The sequence below is a fragment of the Thalassospira sp. GO-4 genome (assembly GCF_023588965.1).
Lineage (GTDB): Bacteria > Pseudomonadota > Alphaproteobacteria > Rhodospirillales > Thalassospiraceae > Thalassospira > Thalassospira povalilytica.
The window spans coordinates 3,224,021-3,241,504 of sequence record NZ_CP097807.1; the positions used below are offsets into that span (position 1 = coordinate 3,224,021).

The 17,484-nt window shown below is 54.2% G+C and carries 17 protein-coding genes; 8 read left to right on the forward strand and 9 right to left on the reverse strand.

Annotation, left to right across the window (positions count from 1 at the left end; genetic code table 11):
- Positions 1-4: 4 nt before the first annotated feature.
- The 8 genes from M9H61_RS14925 to iadA all read right to left on the reverse strand — a co-directional run bounded on the left by M9H61_RS14925 (position 5) and on the right by iadA (position 7,094).
- The gene (locus M9H61_RS14925; protein ID WP_101246560.1) at positions 5-409 is read right to left on the reverse strand and encodes a MerR family DNA-binding transcriptional regulator; all 405 of its coding nucleotides are present in this window, start codon (positions 407-409) and stop codon (positions 5-7) included.
- Between the two features lie 105 nt (positions 410-514).
- Positions 515-2,206, reverse strand: a complete 1,692-nt coding sequence (locus M9H61_RS14930) for a long-chain fatty acid--CoA ligase (RefSeq protein ID WP_250281337.1) — start codon at positions 2,204-2,206, stop codon at positions 515-517.
- A 97-nt stretch (positions 2,207-2,303) separates the two neighbouring features.
- Positions 2,304-3,614: an OmpP1/FadL family transporter gene (locus M9H61_RS14935; RefSeq protein WP_250281340.1), complete on the reverse strand. Its 1,311-nt coding sequence runs from the start codon at positions 3,612-3,614 to the stop codon at positions 2,304-2,306.
- A gap of 54 nt (positions 3,615-3,668) precedes the next feature.
- The gene (locus M9H61_RS14940; protein ID WP_101246558.1) at positions 3,669-4,337 is read right to left on the reverse strand and encodes a DUF6134 family protein; all 669 of its coding nucleotides are present in this window, start codon (positions 4,335-4,337) and stop codon (positions 3,669-3,671) included.
- A gap of 32 nt (positions 4,338-4,369) precedes the next feature.
- Positions 4,370-4,666, reverse strand: coding sequence for an SCP2 sterol-binding domain-containing protein (locus tag M9H61_RS14945; RefSeq protein ID WP_101246557.1), 297 nt, complete (start codon positions 4,664-4,666; stop codon positions 4,370-4,372).
- Positions 4,667-4,900: 234 nt separating this feature from the next.
- Positions 4,901-5,479, reverse strand: a complete 579-nt coding sequence (locus tag M9H61_RS14950) for an RT0821/Lpp0805 family surface protein (RefSeq protein WP_250281342.1) — start codon at positions 5,477-5,479, stop codon at positions 4,901-4,903.
- 14 nt (positions 5,480-5,493) lie between these two features.
- Positions 5,494-5,727, reverse strand: coding sequence for a hypothetical protein (locus tag M9H61_RS14955; RefSeq protein WP_101246555.1), 234 nt, complete (start codon positions 5,725-5,727; stop codon positions 5,494-5,496).
- A 197-nt stretch (positions 5,728-5,924) separates the two neighbouring features.
- Entirely contained in the window at positions 5,925-7,094 is a 1,170-nt protein-coding gene (iadA, locus tag M9H61_RS14960; protein WP_250281344.1) for a beta-aspartyl-peptidase, read from the reverse strand.
- A gap of 161 nt (positions 7,095-7,255) precedes the next feature.
- Between iadA and M9H61_RS14965 the strand changes: the two genes are divergently transcribed.
- The 8 genes from M9H61_RS14965 to M9H61_RS15000 all read left to right on the forward strand — a co-directional run bounded on the left by M9H61_RS14965 (position 7,256) and on the right by M9H61_RS15000 (position 15,675).
- A complete protein-coding gene (locus M9H61_RS14965; RefSeq protein WP_114112038.1) occupies positions 7,256-7,891 on the forward strand; it encodes a LysE family translocator in 636 nt (211 codons plus the stop codon).
- 94 nt (positions 7,892-7,985) lie between these two features.
- Positions 7,986-9,212, forward strand: coding sequence for an MFS transporter (locus M9H61_RS14970; RefSeq protein WP_114112037.1), 1,227 nt, complete (start codon positions 7,986-7,988; stop codon positions 9,210-9,212).
- 207 nt (positions 9,213-9,419) lie between these two features.
- Complete coding sequence (gene hemP / locus M9H61_RS14975) at positions 9,420-9,587, forward strand: hemin uptake protein HemP (protein ID WP_101246552.1); 168 nt, start codon at positions 9,420-9,422, stop codon at positions 9,585-9,587.
- Positions 9,588-9,704: 117 nt separating this feature from the next.
- Complete coding sequence (locus tag M9H61_RS14980) at positions 9,705-11,774, forward strand: TonB-dependent hemoglobin/transferrin/lactoferrin family receptor (protein ID WP_250281346.1); 2,070 nt, start codon at positions 9,705-9,707, stop codon at positions 11,772-11,774.
- A 63-nt stretch (positions 11,775-11,837) separates the two neighbouring features.
- Positions 11,838-12,911, forward strand: a complete 1,074-nt coding sequence (locus M9H61_RS14985) for a hemin-degrading factor (RefSeq protein WP_250281348.1) — start codon at positions 11,838-11,840, stop codon at positions 12,909-12,911.
- Positions 12,912-12,914: 3 nt separating this feature from the next.
- The gene (locus M9H61_RS14990) at positions 12,915-13,772 is read left to right on the forward strand and encodes a hemin ABC transporter substrate-binding protein (RefSeq protein ID WP_250281350.1); all 858 of its coding nucleotides are present in this window, start codon (positions 12,915-12,917) and stop codon (positions 13,770-13,772) included.
- A complete protein-coding gene (locus M9H61_RS14995) occupies positions 13,769-14,854 on the forward strand; it encodes an iron ABC transporter permease (RefSeq protein ID WP_250281351.1) in 1,086 nt (361 codons plus the stop codon). Before M9H61_RS14990 ends, M9H61_RS14995 begins: the two co-directional genes overlap by 4 nt.
- Entirely contained in the window at positions 14,851-15,675 is an 825-nt protein-coding gene (locus tag M9H61_RS15000; protein ID WP_371922191.1) for a heme ABC transporter ATP-binding protein, read from the forward strand. The genes M9H61_RS14995 and M9H61_RS15000 overlap by 4 nt, the downstream gene beginning before the upstream one ends.
- 12 nt (positions 15,676-15,687) lie before the next feature.
- Here the strand turns inward: M9H61_RS15000 and M9H61_RS15005 are convergent, their stop codons facing one another.
- On the reverse strand, positions 15,688-17,397 hold the full coding sequence (locus M9H61_RS15005; RefSeq protein WP_250281355.1) for a methyl-accepting chemotaxis protein: 1,710 nt from the start codon (positions 17,395-17,397) through the stop codon (positions 15,688-15,690).
- Between the last annotated feature and the right edge of the window lie 87 nt (positions 17,398-17,484).

The window sequence follows — 17,484 nt, forward strand, 5'->3', positions numbered from 1 at the left end:
CTTGTTACGAGTCCGGATTGATTCCTTTTTCTTCAAGCGCATCAATCGATTGTTGTTCAATGTCGCGCAATTCATCCAACGTGACGTCCAGTGCCTGGCGCTGTTCCTCCAGATCGGAAATCCGTCCCCGGACACGACGCAGCAACATTTTGATCTGTTCTGCCTGTGTGGGATCCGCGCCATAAAGATCCAGATAATCTGCAATCTCGTTCAGGCTGAACCCCAATCGTTTGCCGCGCAAAATGATCAGAAGCTTCGCACGGTCCTGGCGGGTATAGACCCGGGTGGTGCCGGCACGCTGCGGATTTACAAGGCCCTTTTGCTCGTAAAACCGGATGGTGCGCGGCGTGATCCCCAAATCCTTGGCCAGTTCGGGAACGGTGTAAAACCGGTCGTCAAGTTTGGTCATGTTTCGCCCCTAATCGTATATATTTTTATCTTAACGTCAATTAGTTTACGTTAACGTCACTTGGATTTTTTCCAGTGTGTGTTTGATGACGCTAACGCACTGAAACTAAGACGTTTTTCCCTCTCGCTTCAGGCGTTCTTCCTCGACCAGTTCTTTTTTCGACAGTTTGCCGACCATGGTTTTTGGAAGTTCCTCGCGAATTTCGATTTCGCGGGGCATCTCGATTCTTGAAATCTTGTCATCCAGAAAGGCACGCAAATCATCAGGGGTCACATCGGTGACACCGTCTTTCAGCCGGACAAAGGCTTTCGGGGCCTGACCGCGATATTGGTCGGGAACACCGATACAGGTGACTTCGGCGATCTGTTCATGCAGATACAGTGCTTCCTCAATCGCACGAGGATATACGTTATAGCCGCTGCACAGAATGACATCCTTCAGGCGATCAACAAGGAAAGTATATCCCTGATCATCCTGATATCCGACATCACCGGTTCGGAGCCATCCATCGATGAAGGCATCTTGCGTTGCGGCGTTGTTCTGCCAGTAACCCGGCATGACCTGTGCACCGCGAATGCAGACTTCGCCTTTCTCGCCGACCGGCATGGTCTGGGACGGGTTGGCAAGTGACCTTATTTCGATTTCGGTACCCGGCAATGGCAAGCCGATGGACCCTTCCTTGTTTTCGCCTTTGACCGGGTTGCAGGTGCAAACCGGGCTGGCTTCGGTAAGTCCGTATCCTTCAACCACTTTCGAGCCGGTGATGTCTTCAAAGCGGTGCTTGACCTCGACCGGCAAGGGGGCACCACCGGAAATGCAGCACCGGATATGTGACAGATCGTGTTTGGGTGTTTCAGGCGAATTGTTGATCGCCGTATAGATGGTCGGAACCCCCGGGAAGATGGTGACCTTTTTCTTGTCGAGCGACTTCAAAAGCGCGCCGAGTTCAAACCTTGGATGCAGTACAAGTTCTGCTCCAAGATTGATTGAAGTATTAAGTGCCACCGTCATTGCGAACACGTGGAAAAACGGCAGAACACAAAGCGTGACTTCGTGTCCGGGATGGGCATCGGGCATCCAGCGGGTTAGCTGATCGACATTGGCGCTCAGATTGGCGTGGGTCAGCATTGCCCCTTTGGGGCGACCGGTGGTTCCGCCGGTATATTGCAGAACGGCAAGATCTTCGACCGATACATCGGCAACAGTTTCAACCGGCTTGCAGCCAATGACCCGCGCATAGGCAATATGACGCAGATCATTCGGGACTTCAGCCAGTTCGCTGCGTTTGAACAGCGAAAACAGAACACTTTTGACCGGCGGAAGGATGTCGCTCATCTCGCAAACAACAATGCGTTTGAGACAGGTTTCATCCAGACAGGCAGCAACCTTGGGGTAAATCTGTTTGAGGTTCAGCGTCACCATCATGCGACAGCCGGAATCCTCGATCTGATAGGCAATTTCGCGCTTGGCATAAAGCGGGTTGAAATTGACCACCACGCCGCCGCATTTCAAAATCGCGTAATAACATACGACATAATAAGGCGTGTTTGGCAGGCAAAGGCCGACCTTGTCGCCTTTGCGCACGCCCAGTTGTTTGAACCCTTCGGCGGCACGATCAACCTGCTCGGCGATGGTTTTGTAATCATAGATCCGTCCCAGAAAATCCAGACACGGGCGTTGCGGAAACCGCTTGGCCGCGGAATCAAAAATCTCGTGGACCAGGCGCGTCTGAACGGGCGTGCTGACATCAACGCCGTTTATCAGGATAGGGGATTCTTGAACGTTTACTTTGTTCACTTGCGTTAACTCCATTACGTTAACGTCACTTTGCGGGCAAAAAAAAGCAACCCGGTCGGGGCGTCTATCGCCGCCCCATGCCAGGCATTATAGCAGATCAGAACTTGAAATTCGCCTGCAGAGCGATGATGTCGACTTTTGCATCATAGTCTGCTGCATAGTTACCAAGTGCTGCAGAGGTGTGATCTACCCGTGCAGACTTAGCGAAAATGTGGGTGTATCCAAGATTCACATCTACCCAGTCAGCAACCTTGTAGGTGGTGCCAAACGATACCCAATAACGATCGGAATCGGGTAAGCGCACATTACGGTTGCGGGTTTTGATCGGGGTCTCGTCATAAGCAATACCCCCGGTGAAGGCCCAGTTTTCATCATGCTGGTAACGTGCACCGAGTGCCCCGAACCATGACGATCCCCAGTTGTAATATTCGGTTGTGCTGCTGCTGGTGGACAGGTTGCTGTTGATTAGGCCGTCATAGTTAAAGACCAGCTCACTCACCGAGTTCCAGTTCGTCCATTGGACGTCGCCCATAATTGTCCATTGATCGTCGATATCGTGGGACATCCCGAATGCAATGGCTTCTGGGGTTGTGATCTTTGCCGAAGCATTGCGATCAGTATAAGGGGTCAGAAGGCCTTTTGCAGCGCTGTCAAACTTGATCTTGCCTTCGAGTTTGTGATCGACTTCGGAATTGTAGGACAGACCAAGGCGGGTTGCGTCGGTAAGCTCCCAGTTAAGGCCAGCTGTCCAGCCATACCCGATATCATCGCCTGTAAGCGATGAGTTCCCTTCCGTCTTGGCACCCGCCAAAGATGGAACAGCTTTGTCCAATCTTGCTTCAAAACGCTGAATTTGCGGCCCAGCTCCGATGCTCAGGCCGTTGTCAAAGCGATACGCCATCACGGGCTTGATATTGACGGTTTTGATTTTGGATGTTGTACCAAAGAAACGCCCTGCGAAATCTGAGTCGTTATCTGTTACCAGACCCCAAGGGGCAGTGATTGATACACCGAGATTAATTTGTTCGTTGAGTTTCCAGACTGCATGGGCGTTCGGAACAGCAGCATCTTCTGCCATATCCTTATAGCCGCCGCCAGTTTGGGCAATGGTTGTACGTGCACCATCTGTTGCGACAGTATTGGTCGCTTTTGCGACTGGCCGAATCACGGTGACGCCGGCACTGTATGTTGTCTCGGTGTATTGTCCGACCGAACCGGGGTTGTAGGACATTGTGGAAGCATCGGTGGTCAGTGTCGACATCCCTGCAAAGCTTGACCCTTGCAGTGTGCCGCTGGTTTCGCGGACTTGGAAACCCGAAGCGTGTGCAGTGCCAATGGTTGCCAATGCACACAGAATTGCAGTACCCGAAGCTGCCCCCCAGAGGCAGCTCATCTTGAGCTTTGACATCAGTTTCTCCCTTAATCTTAAACGCTTCAAATTCTTAATTCGAAACGCCCGCTTTTATTTGTGAAGGCTCATCGCATCAACCCGAATGAAGTCGATGTCGTAACCCTTTCGTTTGAAGCTGGTTTTCAGCAGTTTTTTGTCAGGACCGTACCAAAGGTCGCGCTGGACATCCCCTGACATGATGTAATGTGTCGCCGGTGTTTCCCGGTTTTCGATCATTACATTTTCTGTGCCGACCTTCCGGATTTCTACGCCATAAGGTTCGGCATCAATGACGCTATAGAGGCTGGTTTTGGTTGTGACGTCTTCGGACCACAAACTCAGGGGCCAGGCACCGTCACAGGCGTCGCGTTTTCCGACACCCTTGCCGACAAGCTGGTAACAATCACCATCATAGCTTGCCTGCCAGCTATAGTGTGTGCCGTCATCATTGGTGGTGGTTTCGACCGAAGCCAGCGCGTCGTTTTGCCAAATCTCGGTGCGCTGATGGTCGTAATGGAACTTCAGGAACAGCACGCTGACATCGGTCAGGGTTTCTATCCTGACGGTATGTCCCGTATCTGTCGGTGTGATTTCGACTGTCTCGTGACCAATCGGTTCGCCGTCCTTGAGGACGCGAAAATTAAGGGTCTCGCCTGCTGATGCCATTGAAACAATGGCGGATTGGGCGAGTATGCCTGCTATCAACCCCGATACGGTGCGCTTCCAGTTGTGTTGGCGCATGTTTCCCCCGCAGAACGGATCATCCGGCCGCGTCAATCCAGCATGGATGACAATTTTGCCGCTATTCCCATGGATCCCTTGATTTTGAGTTTGCCAAGCGTGAAGGCAAGCATCGGGTCAAGTTTTCCGGCGATCAGTTTTTCGAGGTTGGCTTTTTTGATTTTCAAGATGCAATCCGCATCCGAAAGATCATCATCGCTGATGACCGGCTCGTCACCAGTGGCATCGACAACAATATGGCCGTCATCCCCGCAATCAAATGCGACAACGGCATTAAGTCCGCGAAGCTGCGGCAGCTTTTCTTTTACGGTTTCGAGGATGTCATCCACGAACGCCTCCCTCATTAGGACGTATTTTTCTTATGATTGTGATCAGACTGTAATACAAAGTGACGTTAACGTAAATCAAATTACGATATGGACACTTTGTCAACGAATAAGGCATTGATTTCAAGTGATTTTAAGATGCGTATTTTCAAGGGTTGAATATAAAAAAAGACCCGGAAATACCGGGTCTTTGCATGTTTGGTGATCAGGTTTTTAGAAGACGGATGCGCCGCACATTCAGGAAACAATTTGCCAGGATCCGTCAGCCTGACGGCATGCGGTGCCATAGGTTTCGTGCGGTGTTCCGCCAATATCTGCGGTTGCAGTATATTCACGGCAATAGCGGCCATCGCTGTTTTGCCAGCTTCTTGTCGGCACAACGTTATAGCTGTTCCCCGACTCCGGATTAAGCCACCGCACCGGCCGCCCATCGGGCACAGTTTGCAAGGTATACCCGGTACAGGCCACATCGCTTTGATCAAGGGTTTGACCAATATTATAGCCGCCGAGCATTCCCAGAATAGCCCCGCCAATCATCGCAGCAGTACGACCGTCACCCTTGCCGATGGTTGAGCCAAGTGCCGCACCGGACCCGGCCCCGATCACCGCACCGATCATGTCGCGGTTGCAGCGCAGATAGCTGCCATTGGACACAAAGATGTCCTGATCGGGTCTTTGTTTGGGGTGATGTTTGTCGCCACGGCCATCATGGTGTTTGGCACGATAACCATGCGCCGGGGCCCATGGCGGTGGATCGGCCCGGGCGATGTCGGCAAAACCGACCGGTATCGCAAGGCCCAGTGCCGCAGCGATCATGATGGATTTTCCGATCATTTCCGGGCCTGTTCGTTTTCATGCATGATGTAACCGACACCGGTACCTACCGCGCCGCCGATCACGGCACCACAGGTGACGCATCCACCAGTGATAACGGTGCCGACTGCACCAACACCGGCACCGATGGCGGCACCACTTAGCATTTTCTGATTTCGGTCATTCAATCCGCTACAAGCTGAAAGCCCCAATGCGCTTGCAACGGCCAAGACGATGGCTGCCTGTCGCATTTCCCGTGTCCTTTCCGTCAATTTGGAACAGATCGTTTGAAAGCCTGTCTCCTGACTGGATCGTGACCGACAATTGCGAGAGAGGTTTGACCTTATTGGGGGATAATTCGGGCAGATATGACAATAAAAAGGCATCAAACCCCGGTAACGCGGCGGTTTGATGCCTTTTAAGGTCGGTTTTCTCAAAAGTCGGGGACTTATCGCTCAAAAGTACCACGCAACAGCCGTTCCTTGCCGATCATTGCCACTTTGCCGCGCGCAATAACCGTTTCAGGTGCCAGTGCGTCATCAAGAACCAGAATATCGGCATCATGCCCGCACCCAAGGTACCCTTTTGACCCGTCAAGCCCCAGCATCCTTGCCGGATTGCAGGTGATCGGGGCAAGTGCGGTAGGGATATCAAGCTTTTCGGATTCGACAAGATCGGCAAATTCACGCCCGACAGTGTCAAATCCGGCCACCGAAAGCCCGATCATTTTGCCGTTCTCGTCGAAATCAGGCAAAGAACCGTTTCCGTCCGATGTCATGGAAATACGATCAAGTGGCACGCCATCCGCCAGGCATTCTGCAATGCCGGTTGATGTCTTGACCGACCCGGTTGGGTCGCTTTCGGCATCAATCCCGGTTGTGAAATCGATATTGCCACCACGTTTGGCCCAATCCTTTGCGGCATCGAGCAGGGCGCGTTTGCGGTTTACGTGGGTTGGAATGAACTGGCCAATCGGGATTTCAGTATTTTCAACCACCCCGATCAAGGGATCAAAGTGTCCGTCGCCATCGCCAAGATGAACGACCACGGCGCCGGATTTTCCCGATGTCATGCCGCCAATACGTGATTGGGATGCGATGCGGGCCAGTTCGTCAACGGTGCTTTGACTGCTGCGATGGTCCGAAATTGCGGTCTTAAGGCCGATACAGGCATCAAGGAATGTGACGTCATCGCCAATATTTCCGGTCAGCGTTGGCGATGGAACACGATACCCGCCGGTAAAGAACCAGGCCGAAAGGCCTTCGGTGCGCAGAGCTTTGGTTTTGGCATAAAGGGACGCGATATGGCGGGTTGCGGCATCGGTGCCCAGCAACCCGCAAATTGATGTGATACCGGCTTCGATCAAGTCGCCAATCGCCACTTCGGGGGTGCGGGTGGCAAATCCGCCTTCACCGCCACCGCCAATCAGATGTGCATGACCGTCAATGAAGCCCGGTACTGTCGTTTTTCCCCGAAGGTCAATCGTCCTGATTTCGGCCGGAACCGAGACCACAAGATCAGGGGCAATGGCGATAATCTTTTCACCACAGATCAGGATGTCATTAATCCCGAGTGCGGCAGGGGCGAACAGATTGGCGTTTTTAAGCAGCAGAAACATCGTTTGAAACCGTCTTTTGCGGGGAATTCCCGGTCATGTGCAGGGTGGCGCAGTCGGGCATCATAGCGACACTTCATTTCCGTTGAAACGGTTCTGCCAAGTATATAGCTTTGCAGGCAAACAAGGCGGGACCCAAGCCCGCGCCACCAAAAGGAAACGTCATGAGTTTTGCCGCCTGGTTGTCTGTGGCAACCATTTGTGTTCTGGGGGCGATGACCCCGGGGCCGAGCTTGGCTGTTGTTCTGCGCTATTCGGTCGGGCAGTCCCGTCAGGCAGGTTTCGCCTGTGCATTGGCGCATGGTCTTGGTATCGGCTTTTATGCCGTGATCACCATGACCGGGCTTGGTATCCTGTTTCAGACCGTACCGGTATTTCACAATGCAGTCAGCATTCTGGGGGCGCTTTATCTGATCTGGCTTGCGATCAAGGCATGGCGTGCGGCGGGATCTGGGGAAAAGTTCAATGTTGACGGCACAGCCAAGCTTTCCGGATCAATCGGGCAGGCGGCGCGTGACGGGTTTATGATTGCGTTTCTCAACCCCAAGATCGCGCTGTTTTTCCTGGCCTTGTTTAGCCAGTTTGTATCCCCCGAATTCGAATGGAGCGGCAAGTTCCTGTTGGCATTTACCGCAGCGGCAATTGATGCGGGCTGGTATTGCCTGGTGGCGATCGGTTTGTCCCATGGTGCGGTATTGCCATGGCTGCGCGATCATGCTGCCTGGATTGAACGAATTATCGCCATTCTGTTTGTGCTGATCGCCCTTCGGGTTTTGTGGGGAGTTACCGCATTTGGATAAAGAACGGGTTCTGTCGACCTGTAATCAATATGACCAGATCGTGCCACCATCACGACGTAACGCGGATCGTGTGTGATCCAGACGGAGTTTTCCGATGACTGACAAGACTGCCCCGACCACCGATCCAGCCCATGATGCGGGACGCGGGTTTAACCGCCTTGGTGCGCATATCGGCTTTTTGCTGGCTGTATTGCTTTTGGCGGCCAACATGCGTGGAAGCATCGTCGGGCTTGGCCCGCTCGCCGAAATTATCGGCACCGATTTGTCTCTTTCGGGAACGGAGCTTGGCCTGTTGACCACATTGCCGGTTCTGAGCTTCGGTGTTTTGTCGATCTTTGCGCCGCGTCTGGGTCAAAAATTCGGTCTTGAGGCAACCTTGATGACCATGTTGCTGTTCATTGCGGTGGGGCAGGGGCTTCGGGCCAGCGGGGCCTATGACATCATGGTGATCGGGACCATCATTCTGGGTGCGGCGATCGCGGTGATGAATGTTCTCACCCCGTCACTGGTGCGGCGAAGCTTTCCGACCCATGTGGCTTTTGTGACAGCCCTTTATACCTTCACCATGTCGACCGGGGCCACCGTCGCTGCATTCATTTCTATTCCGATCCGCAATGCAGCAGGCGGGGATTGGCGCTGGTCGCTTGGCGTTTGGGCGGTGTTTGCGGCAATCGCCTTTGTGTGCTGGTTGCCGATGCTGCGATACCGGCACAAGGCTGCTGCACCGGCATTGACGGCCAAAATATCGCTTTGGAAAAATGTAGAAGCCTGGTGGCTTGCCCTGTTCTTTGGTTGTCAGTCCCTGATGTTTTACACAGGGGTCGCATGGCTTGCGAAGGTCTTTATTGATCACGGGATCACCGAGGCCGAGGCCGCGACACTTTTGTCGATCTTTAACGTATTTGGCATTCCCGCAGCCTTTGCTGCACCGCTGATCTATTCGAAAATTGCCAACAAGAAGCTGGCAATGTTGGTGTTGCATATCCCCTTGATCATCGCCATTCCCGGGTTCGTTTTTGCCACAACCGAACTTCCCTATGTATGGGCGGTATGTCTTGGTCTGGGGCAGGGCAGCATGATCAGTATTGCACTCACCCTGGTGGGGATGCGCGGCGCGGACCCGCAAACATCGGCACGTTTGTCGGGCATGGCGCAATCGGTCGGATATCTGTTTGCGGCGATTGGCCCGGTATTGTTTGGGGCCCTTCACGACCTGCTTGGGGATTGGCAGGTCGCGCTTTATTTCCTGTTTGTTGTCGTGGCGATTCAGCTTGTGGCATCGATGCGTGCCGGGTCACCGGACAAAATCGGCGAAGCCTGAGCGCGCAAATCAAACGACCAAAAAGACCCTGATCCCGATCATGAGGCTGCATTTCCTGTGTGGAAATGTGGCCTTTTTCACATTCAGCCGGTTTTGGGGATGTAAGTTGCGAATTCGACGCAATTGCGCAGTTGACTTGCTTTCGCAAAATTCTATAAGAATGCAACTCATTATCAATTAAGGTGTCATTTGGACAAGGAGTTTGCGATGCCTGACATCGCAGCCAAATCAGAAAAGCCGGGAAAAACCGGTCAGGCAAGACAGATCCAGGTGGAAGATCTGATGGGAATGGATCGCGAGATCATCATTCTTCATCAGGGGGATGAATACCGCCTGCGCATGACGTCAAACAACAAACTTATTCTTACGAAGTAGGCGTCGCCCGACGCCCGACAATCAAATCACCAGATTTGCCAGCCAGCGCGCCAGTGCCCTGCACAAGCCAGCCAGCCAGCCGAAATCGGAAAAAAAAAGCTGCCTTAGGGGAAGATCATGGCTCTTAGCAATTCTGCGCGCCTGCTTATGGCGACAGTATCCACATTTGCGCTTGCAACAGCGGCCCAGGCCCAGGACGCGGCATCGCCAACAATCGGCCAACCGGCCGAAACCGAAACGACAGCGGAAACTTCCGGGCAAACCGGAACAGTCGCCGTCGTCGCACTTGATGCCATCACGATTATCGCCAACAAACTGGAAACGTCGGTTATTGATGCCCCGGCATCCATTTCTGTGGTCGATGAAGAAGAACTTGAACGTCGTCAGGCATCTGATCTTTCCGATATTTTACGCGGAATGCCGGGGGTTGAAATTCATGGTGGCCCGCGCAGCACCGTACAGGAACCGATCATTCGCGGATTGACCGGTGACCGGGTTGTTGTGCGCGTGGATGGTGCACGCGCCAATATGAGTGTCGGTCACAAGGGGCGGTTCTTCTTTGATCCGGAAGTTCTGAAATCGGTCGAGGTGTATCGTGGTGCGGCATCGACCATGCAGGGCACCGGGGCACTGGGGGGTGTGATCGCTCTGACCACCAAAGATGCCAACGATCTTCTTGATCCCGGTCAGACATTGGGTGCGCGGGTAAAGGTTGGCTACGCATCGGTTGATCACGGCCTTACGACCAATGGCATGGCGTATGGCCGTCCAACTGACAACACCGATCTGCTTGTCAGCGTGACCCGCGAAAGTACGGGCAATTTTGAATCCGGTGATGGCGACAAGCAACCCTACACCGATGATGACTACATTAACGGGATGCTCAAAGGTGGTATCGACATCAATGATGCCAGCCGGCTGACCCTGACCGTGCAGCGTTATAACGATGACCATCGCCTGCCGTCGGCACCCGATAGCGGTGCGGCACTGAGTACCAGCAACTATCTTGTGAATCGCGAAAGCGAAGAAACATCAATGGTGCTTGGCTATCGTTACCATGACTCCGCAAATGACTGGATTGATGCCAATGTGAATGCCTATGGCATGCGCACGGATCTGGATGAAAAACGGGTCAGTGACGGTCGTCACGATGAACGCACCCTTGATACCATTGGTCTGGATGGCAGCAACACATCGCGCTTTGATCTGGCTGGACGCGATCTGGCGGTGACTGTCGGTGGTGAAATCTATCAGGATTCCCAGGAAGGCCGTCGTAACGGTGTCGCCGTTTCCAACCTGTTTCCTGATGCCGAAATGACCATTTATGGCGTCTATGTCGATAATGCATTGGCGCTGACCGATGCGCTTGATGTGACCGCCGGGGTTCGTTTTGATTCCTATGATCTTTCCGCGGACGGGCAGCGTGCCCGCGAAGACAGCGCCATTTCACCGCGCTTTTCGGCAAGCTATCGCCTGACATCCTGGATGCAGCCCTATGTCAGTTATGCCGAGGCGTTCCGCGCGCCGGCTATGACTGAAATGTATGCAAGCGGCTATCACTTCCCGGGGAACAACTTTGTCGCCAACCCCGATCTCGAAGCCGAAAAGGCCAAAACGTGGGAATTCGGGACGAACTTCAAATCCGACAATCTGTTGACGCATGGTGATGCGTTCCGCGCCAAGGTCGCCTATTTCCACAACGAAATCGAAGACTATATCGAACAGCAAGGTGCGACGTTTGGCAGTTCGGAAACCAAAAGCGTCAACGTTCCCGAAGCCGAGATTCAAGGGTTCGAAGCAGAGCTGACTTACGATACCGGTGTGATCTTTGGCGGATTGGCTGCATCGCGCATCCGCGGGGAAAATACCCGCACGGGTGCAAATCTTTCCGACATTCCTGCTGACAAGGTTGCGTTGTCAGGCGGCTATCGTTTCCAAGATCATGGTGTCGAGCTTGGTGGACGGGCCAATCTGGTTGATCGTTTGACCCGGATCGCATCGGGCAGCGAGGTTCCGGGATATGCAACCTTTGACGTTTTTGTCAGCTGGGATGCGCATGAAACAGTGCCCGGCCTGACCGTCAATGCCGGGATCGATAACATCCTTGATCACAATTATCAGACAGCTGATCAGGGCCTCTATGAGCCGGGCCGCAATCTGAAAATTTCCGCAAGCATGAAATTCTGATGTCAAGGGATCAGACGATGCAGCTTTTGCATCGTCTGATCTTTGAGGAGGTATTTAAACGCCATGAGTGAAAACAATTTCAAAACACCGCTTGAAGCCTGGTCGGCCTTTTCTGCCGGGGAGGCAAAGGGCTATGCGGTGGATATCGCAGCCGAGCTTGGCCTGACCGAAGGTGAGCTGGTGGCAGCGGGTACTGGCAACAATGTCGTGCGTCTGGATGCTGATTGGGGGGATCTGATCAAGCGCCTTGAAGAACTGGGCGAGGTCAAGATCCTGACCCGCAATCCCAGTGTTGTTCATGAAAAGATCGGAACCTTTGGCAAGGTCAGCATCAATGGCGAAATGGGCCTGGTCCTGAACGGGGATGTGGACCTTCGCCTGTTTTTGGGGCGTTGGGGGCACGGATTTGCGGTTGAAACCAACAATCCGCGCGCAGGACGTCGCCGCAGCTTGCAGTTCTTCGATCATGAAGGCAAAGCGATCCACAAGATTTTCCTGACCGACAATTCAAACGCTGCGGGTTACGAGGCGCTGGTTGCCGAATTCCGTGCGCGGAATCAGCAACCGGGTATCGAGACCCTGCCGCCATTGCCCAAGGCCGTGACCCGCAAGGATGAAGATGTCGATGTCGAGAACCTGCGCGCCCACTGGCGCAAAATGACCGATGTGCATCAGTTCCACGGTCTGCTTAAGGATTTCAATGTCGGGCGTCAGCAGGGCATGCGTCTTGTCGGCACCGAGTTTGCCGAACGACTGACCAACGATTCGCTAAAAATCATGCTGGAATCGGCATCCGAAAGCGGTTTGCCGATCATGGTGTTTGTCGGCAATGCCGGTGCGATCCAGATTCACACCGGCCCCGTGAACACCATCCGTGAAATGGGGGACTGGATCAATGTCATGGACCCGCGTTTCACCCTGCATCTGCGCATGGATATGATCGCCGAAGCCTGGATCGTGCGCAAACCGATCCGCGAAGGTGTGGTGACCACTGTTGAGTTGTATGACGCGGACCTTAACAACTTCGCGATCTTCTGTGGTGAACGCGCACCAAAAGAACCCGAAAACCCTGCCTGGCAGAAACTGGCGGAAGGACTTCCGCGATTTGATGCCGCTAAACAAGCTGTTGCGGAGTAACTGATGCGTCGTTTTATCGCATTCCTGATTGTCCTGACGGCCGGTACCGGTCTTGCTGTGCCAAGCCATGCCGACGAGCGTCCGGCGCGTGTCATTACTGTCGGTGCGCCGGCAACTGAAATCGTCTTTGCACTTGGTGCCGGGGACAGCGTGGTTGCAACCGACACCACCAGTACCCGACCCGATCCCGTGCCGACTTTGCCCAAGGTTGGCTATATGCGGCAACTGGCATCAGAAGGGATCATCAGCCTGAAGCCCGACCTTGTTGTTGCTGTTGAAAAATCCGGACCCGAAAACGTGTTGCAGGAACTTGGCAATCTGGGAATACCGGTTGTCAAATTGCCGTCTTTGGACGAGATCAACAACCTGCCAGATGCAATCGCGGTTGCGGGCAAGGCTCTTGGGCGCGACGAAGATGCGAAGTCACTGATCCAGAAAGTCCGTGACGATATTTCAGGTCTTGCTGCACGCGATGAAGCCGGACGTCCAAGCATCATCTTTCTGATGGCGGTTGGTCATGGCAAACCGCTTTCGGCAGGAAGCCACACGACGGCTTCACAAATCATCGATCTGATTGGCGGGACCAATCCGATGGCAAGTTTTGACGGGTTCAAGCCGGTTTCACCGGAAATCATTGCTGCCGATCAGTCTGATTATGTGCTGGTGCCGCAGTCGACGGTTGACCATTTCGGTGGCCTGGACGGTTTGAAAACCGACCCGGTTCTTGGTCTGAACAAGGCGGTTGCCAATGGCAAGGTTTTGACGGTTTCGTCTTCGACCATTCTTGGTTTCGGACCGGAATCGGCGTCAGAAATCCGTGATGTGGCGAAATCCCTTCATCAACAAGAACACGGTCAATGAAGTCTGTGAAGCAGGTGGAAACATCGCTTCGGCAATACTGGCAAATCAATCGGCCGGTGATGGTTCTTGTTCTTTTGATGGTTGCGCTGCTGGTCCTGGTGGTCATTTCGCTGGGCACCGGCGGGGCACGCATCGAACTTGGTGATGTGGTTGCACATATCGCGCACCGGATTGGTGTCGCGGGTGTCGGCATTGATGCATTTGATGCGCGTGTCCTTGATACCTTGCGGTTGCCCCGGATTGCGCGCGCGATTGTGATTGGTGCGGGACTTGGTCTTGCCGGGGCGGTGATGCAAAGTCTGTTTCGCAATCCGATCGCGGATCCGGGCATCATCGGGGTATCTGCCAGTGCGGCCCTGGGGGCGGTTGCAATGATCGTGACCGGCCATATCATTCTGGGCAGTTATTATCCGGTTGTCGGGCCTTATGGTGTTCCGGTCGCAGCCTTTGGCGGGGCGGTGATCGCAACCGCCTTCATCCGGATTCTATCACGTCAGGATGGCCAGACAGATGCCGCAATCATGTTGCTGATCGGGGTTGCCATCAATGCGATGGCCTTTGCCGGTGTCGGTGTCTTTACCTATATGGCCGATGACGCTCAGTTACGCAGCCTGACCTTCTGGCAGATGGGGGCACTTGCCGGGAACGGCCCGACCGATACACCGGCCCTGATCATCATGGGAATTGGTATTGCCTATCTGATGACGCTGGGAACCCCGCTTAACCTGTTTTTGCTGGGCGAGGCCGAAGCACGCCATCTTGGCGTCGAGGTCGAACATCTCAAACGTCGGGCAACGGTTGTGACGGCACTTGTCGTCGGGGCAGCGGTTGCGGTTTCGGGCATTATCGGATTTGTCGGGCTGGTGGCGCCGCATCTTGTGCGGCTGGTTACCGGGCCTGATAACCGTTATGTCCTGCCGGCATCGGCAATTTGCGGGGCGATCATGCTGACCGGGGCCGATGCGGTGGCACGGATCATTGTTCTTCCGGCCGAACTGCCGATCGGTCTTGTGACCGGGATTGTCGGCGGGCCGTTTTTCCTTGGATTGCTGATGCGCGAAAAGAAAAGGCGTCGCCTATGAGTTTGGTGGCACAAGACGTTAGCTTTGTGGCACGTGGCCGTTATTTGCTGCGTGATATTTCGCTTGAAGTCACACCGGGCGAGGTACTGGCCGTGCTGGGGCCAAACGGGGCGGGCAAATCGACCCTGCTTAGGGTATTGGCCGGTGAATATCGGGCAACCAAGGGGGCCATACGGCAAAGTGGTCAGGACATCACGGCAACCACGGCATTGGCGCTGGCCCAGTCGCGCGCCGTGATGCCACAGGCCGCCTCGATGACCTTTCCGTTTGCGGTGCGCGATGTGGTTGCGCTGGGTCGTGCACCATTTCGCAAGATATCAACCAGGCAACTTGATCAGAAGCTGGTCCGTCATGCGATCAGGCTTGCCGATATTGATCACCTTGCCGACCGTGCCTATCCGGCATTGTCGGGCGGGGAAAAACAGCGCGTGCATCTGGCCCGTGCCTTGGTTCAGGTCTGGGGAATGGATGGGCCGGAACGCAATATGGTTCCCAAAACCGGTCATGAGGATCGTGACCGGTTTTTGTTGCTTGATGAGCCGACATCGGGTCTGGATGTTTCCCATCAGCATGCGTTGCTTGGCGTTGCCCGGCGCGAAGCCCATCAAAACAAGGTTGGTGTTCTGATGATCTTGCATGATTTCAATCAGGTCACGGCCTATGCCGACCGGGTTGTTGTTTTGCAAAACGGGGAAATGGTTGCAAAGGGTGCGGTTGACGATGTCATGCGCCCGGATTTGTTGTCGGCCGTGTTTAAAAGCCCGATCCGTGCCATCCCTGATCCCGAAGGCGGTAGCGTTCTGGTCAGTCAGCCCGGTTGACCGGTTTTTCCGTCAGGTGCTGCTTTTTGAAACTGTTTGCGATGCTTCATCGGCAAGCTGCTTAAGGGCTGCAAGCACATCGGTCGTTGCGGCCTCCATCCTGGCAAAGGCCGCTTCGGCAGCCGGAATGTCATTATTGGCATAGGCCGCAATTGCGTCATGCCCGGCTTTGTGCTGATTTTCATGAGGTTGGCGCACGGCGGCAAATCCCGGCAGGTCCCGGAAGGGTTTGCTGGCGTCGCTGTCATACCATTTGCCAAACCGGCAACTGGTGGCGGCACCGATTTCAACATTGGCAGGATCGGCAAGCCCGGCCAGAACTTCGGCGACGGCCTTGAAATAGACGGCGTGCTCGGCCCGGGCACTTCGGATCGTGCGGTTGGGAATGTCATACCGCACAAGTTCGGAAACCTGTTGTTCGATCAGTTGTTCGACTTCACCAACGGTTGCGATTGCCGATTTGATTGCCGTAACCTGTCCGCCGGTCTGGTTGGCAATGCCACTGATGCCGGTGCGTACGGCATCGGTTGCGCGGTTTTGTTCATCAAGAATGTTTGAAATGTCGGCAATGCGTTGGGTGGTGTCTTCCATTTTGTTGCCGATTTCACTGATGTCATGGGCGACCTCACCCATGACTTCCTGCCCGCGCGATACTGCTTCGGTCCCAAGATTCATCGCATCGACAATGCCGCGCGTTTCGTCCTGAAGGTTGGTGATACGGGTTCGGATTTCCTCGGTCGCACGTGCGGTTTGCTGGCTCAGTGCTTTGACCTCGTTGGCGACGACGGCAAATCCCTTGCCGGCTTCGCCAGCACGGGCGGCTTCAATGGTGGCATTAAGCGCCAAAAGATTGGTTTCCGATGCAATGGCTTCGATCGATTGGACAATTTCCCCGATCTTTGCCGATGCATCGGCCAGAATATCGACCCGGCGCGACGCATCCTGAACCGCGTTGGCAATGGCATTCATGCTGTCGACTGCGCCATTGACGGTTTCCTGACCGTTGCGGGTGACATTGATGGCGTCTTCGGCATTGTCGGCAGCAACCCGACCGTTTTCCGCAATGTGACTGATGCCTGATACCATCTGATCTACCGCTGCTGAAATCGACTGGGCTTGTCGGTCGACATCGCTGATCACGTTCATCATCCGTGCATTTGAAATTGCACTTTCATTGATCGCGACTGACAAATCCATCGTGCGGTCAAGCTGTTGATCGGCAAACGCGTTTTCCGATGCCTTGTGCCGGTTTTCGGCACTGGCATCGCAATAGGCCGTCAGGGTCAATTCGATATCAAGCAGCATGACCGATGTCAGGGCCGTGACGATTTTCCCGGCTTCGCCGGCACGCCAGCGGAATTTGACAATAATGGTTTCGATCAGCGCATCGGTAACCGCGTTATAAGCGGAAATATAAAGTTTGGGGGTGATGGCGTATTCTTCGTGGCGTTTCCCGATGGCAATGGATTGCCGCACAAAATCATCATCGATCTTGCCATCAAACAGCTTTTGCCAGTGGGATTGAAGGGCGTCGGTCAGCTGTGCTGTAACGCTATCGGAAAGGGAAGGCTGATCAGGACCGGCTTTTTGGGCGATGATCTTGTAAAATGTCCTGGCGCGTTTGGCCGCCCCATCGTGAATTTCCTTGGATGCCTTGCGCAAAATGCCAAATGTGGCCGGCAAGACGTCGTAGCGTTCCAGGCGGTCTTCAAGTAACGACACGGATTGAATTCCCTTCTCCCACCCCCGGCCAGCTTGCCGGACTGCTCCCGAATATGCTTTTGAAAGCATTTTTCTATATGGGGATTG

Excerpts from the sequence above, each read along its gene's own strand:
- M9H61_RS14925 (WP_101246560.1), bottom strand. The coding sequence starts at position 409 with ATGACCAAACTTGACGACCGGTTTTACACCGTTCCCGAACTGGCCAAG.
- M9H61_RS14935 (WP_250281340.1), bottom strand. The coding sequence starts at position 3,614 with ATGTCAAAGCTCAAGATGAGCTGCCTCTGGGGGGCAGCTTCGGGTACT.
- M9H61_RS14940 (WP_101246558.1), bottom strand. The coding sequence starts at position 4,337 with ATGCGCCAACACAACTGGAAGCGCACCGTATCGGGGTTGATAGCAGGC.
- M9H61_RS14950 (WP_250281342.1), bottom strand. The coding sequence starts at position 5,479 with ATGATCGCTGCGGCACTGGGCCTTGCGATACCGGTCGGTTTTGCCGAC.
- M9H61_RS14955 (WP_101246555.1), bottom strand. The coding sequence starts at position 5,727 with ATGCGACAGGCAGCCATCGTCTTGGCCGTTGCAAGCGCATTGGGGCTT.
- iadA (WP_250281344.1), bottom strand. The coding sequence starts at position 7,094 with ATGTTTCTGCTGCTTAAAAACGCCAATCTGTTCGCCCCTGCCGCACTC.
- M9H61_RS14965 (WP_114112038.1), top strand. The coding sequence starts at position 7,256 with ATGAGTTTTGCCGCCTGGTTGTCTGTGGCAACCATTTGTGTTCTGGGG.
- M9H61_RS14970 (WP_114112037.1), top strand. The coding sequence starts at position 7,986 with ATGACTGACAAGACTGCCCCGACCACCGATCCAGCCCATGATGCGGGA.
- hemP (WP_101246552.1), top strand. The coding sequence starts at position 9,420 with ATGCCTGACATCGCAGCCAAATCAGAAAAGCCGGGAAAAACCGGTCAG.
- M9H61_RS14980 (WP_250281346.1), top strand. The coding sequence starts at position 9,705 with ATGGCTCTTAGCAATTCTGCGCGCCTGCTTATGGCGACAGTATCCACA.
- M9H61_RS14985 (WP_250281348.1), top strand. The coding sequence starts at position 11,838 with ATGAGTGAAAACAATTTCAAAACACCGCTTGAAGCCTGGTCGGCCTTT.
- M9H61_RS14990 (WP_250281350.1), top strand. The coding sequence starts at position 12,915 with ATGCGTCGTTTTATCGCATTCCTGATTGTCCTGACGGCCGGTACCGGT.
- M9H61_RS14995 (WP_250281351.1), top strand. The coding sequence starts at position 13,769 with ATGAAGTCTGTGAAGCAGGTGGAAACATCGCTTCGGCAATACTGGCAA.
- M9H61_RS15000 (WP_371922191.1), top strand. The coding sequence starts at position 14,851 with ATGAGTTTGGTGGCACAAGACGTTAGCTTTGTGGCACGTGGCCGTTAT.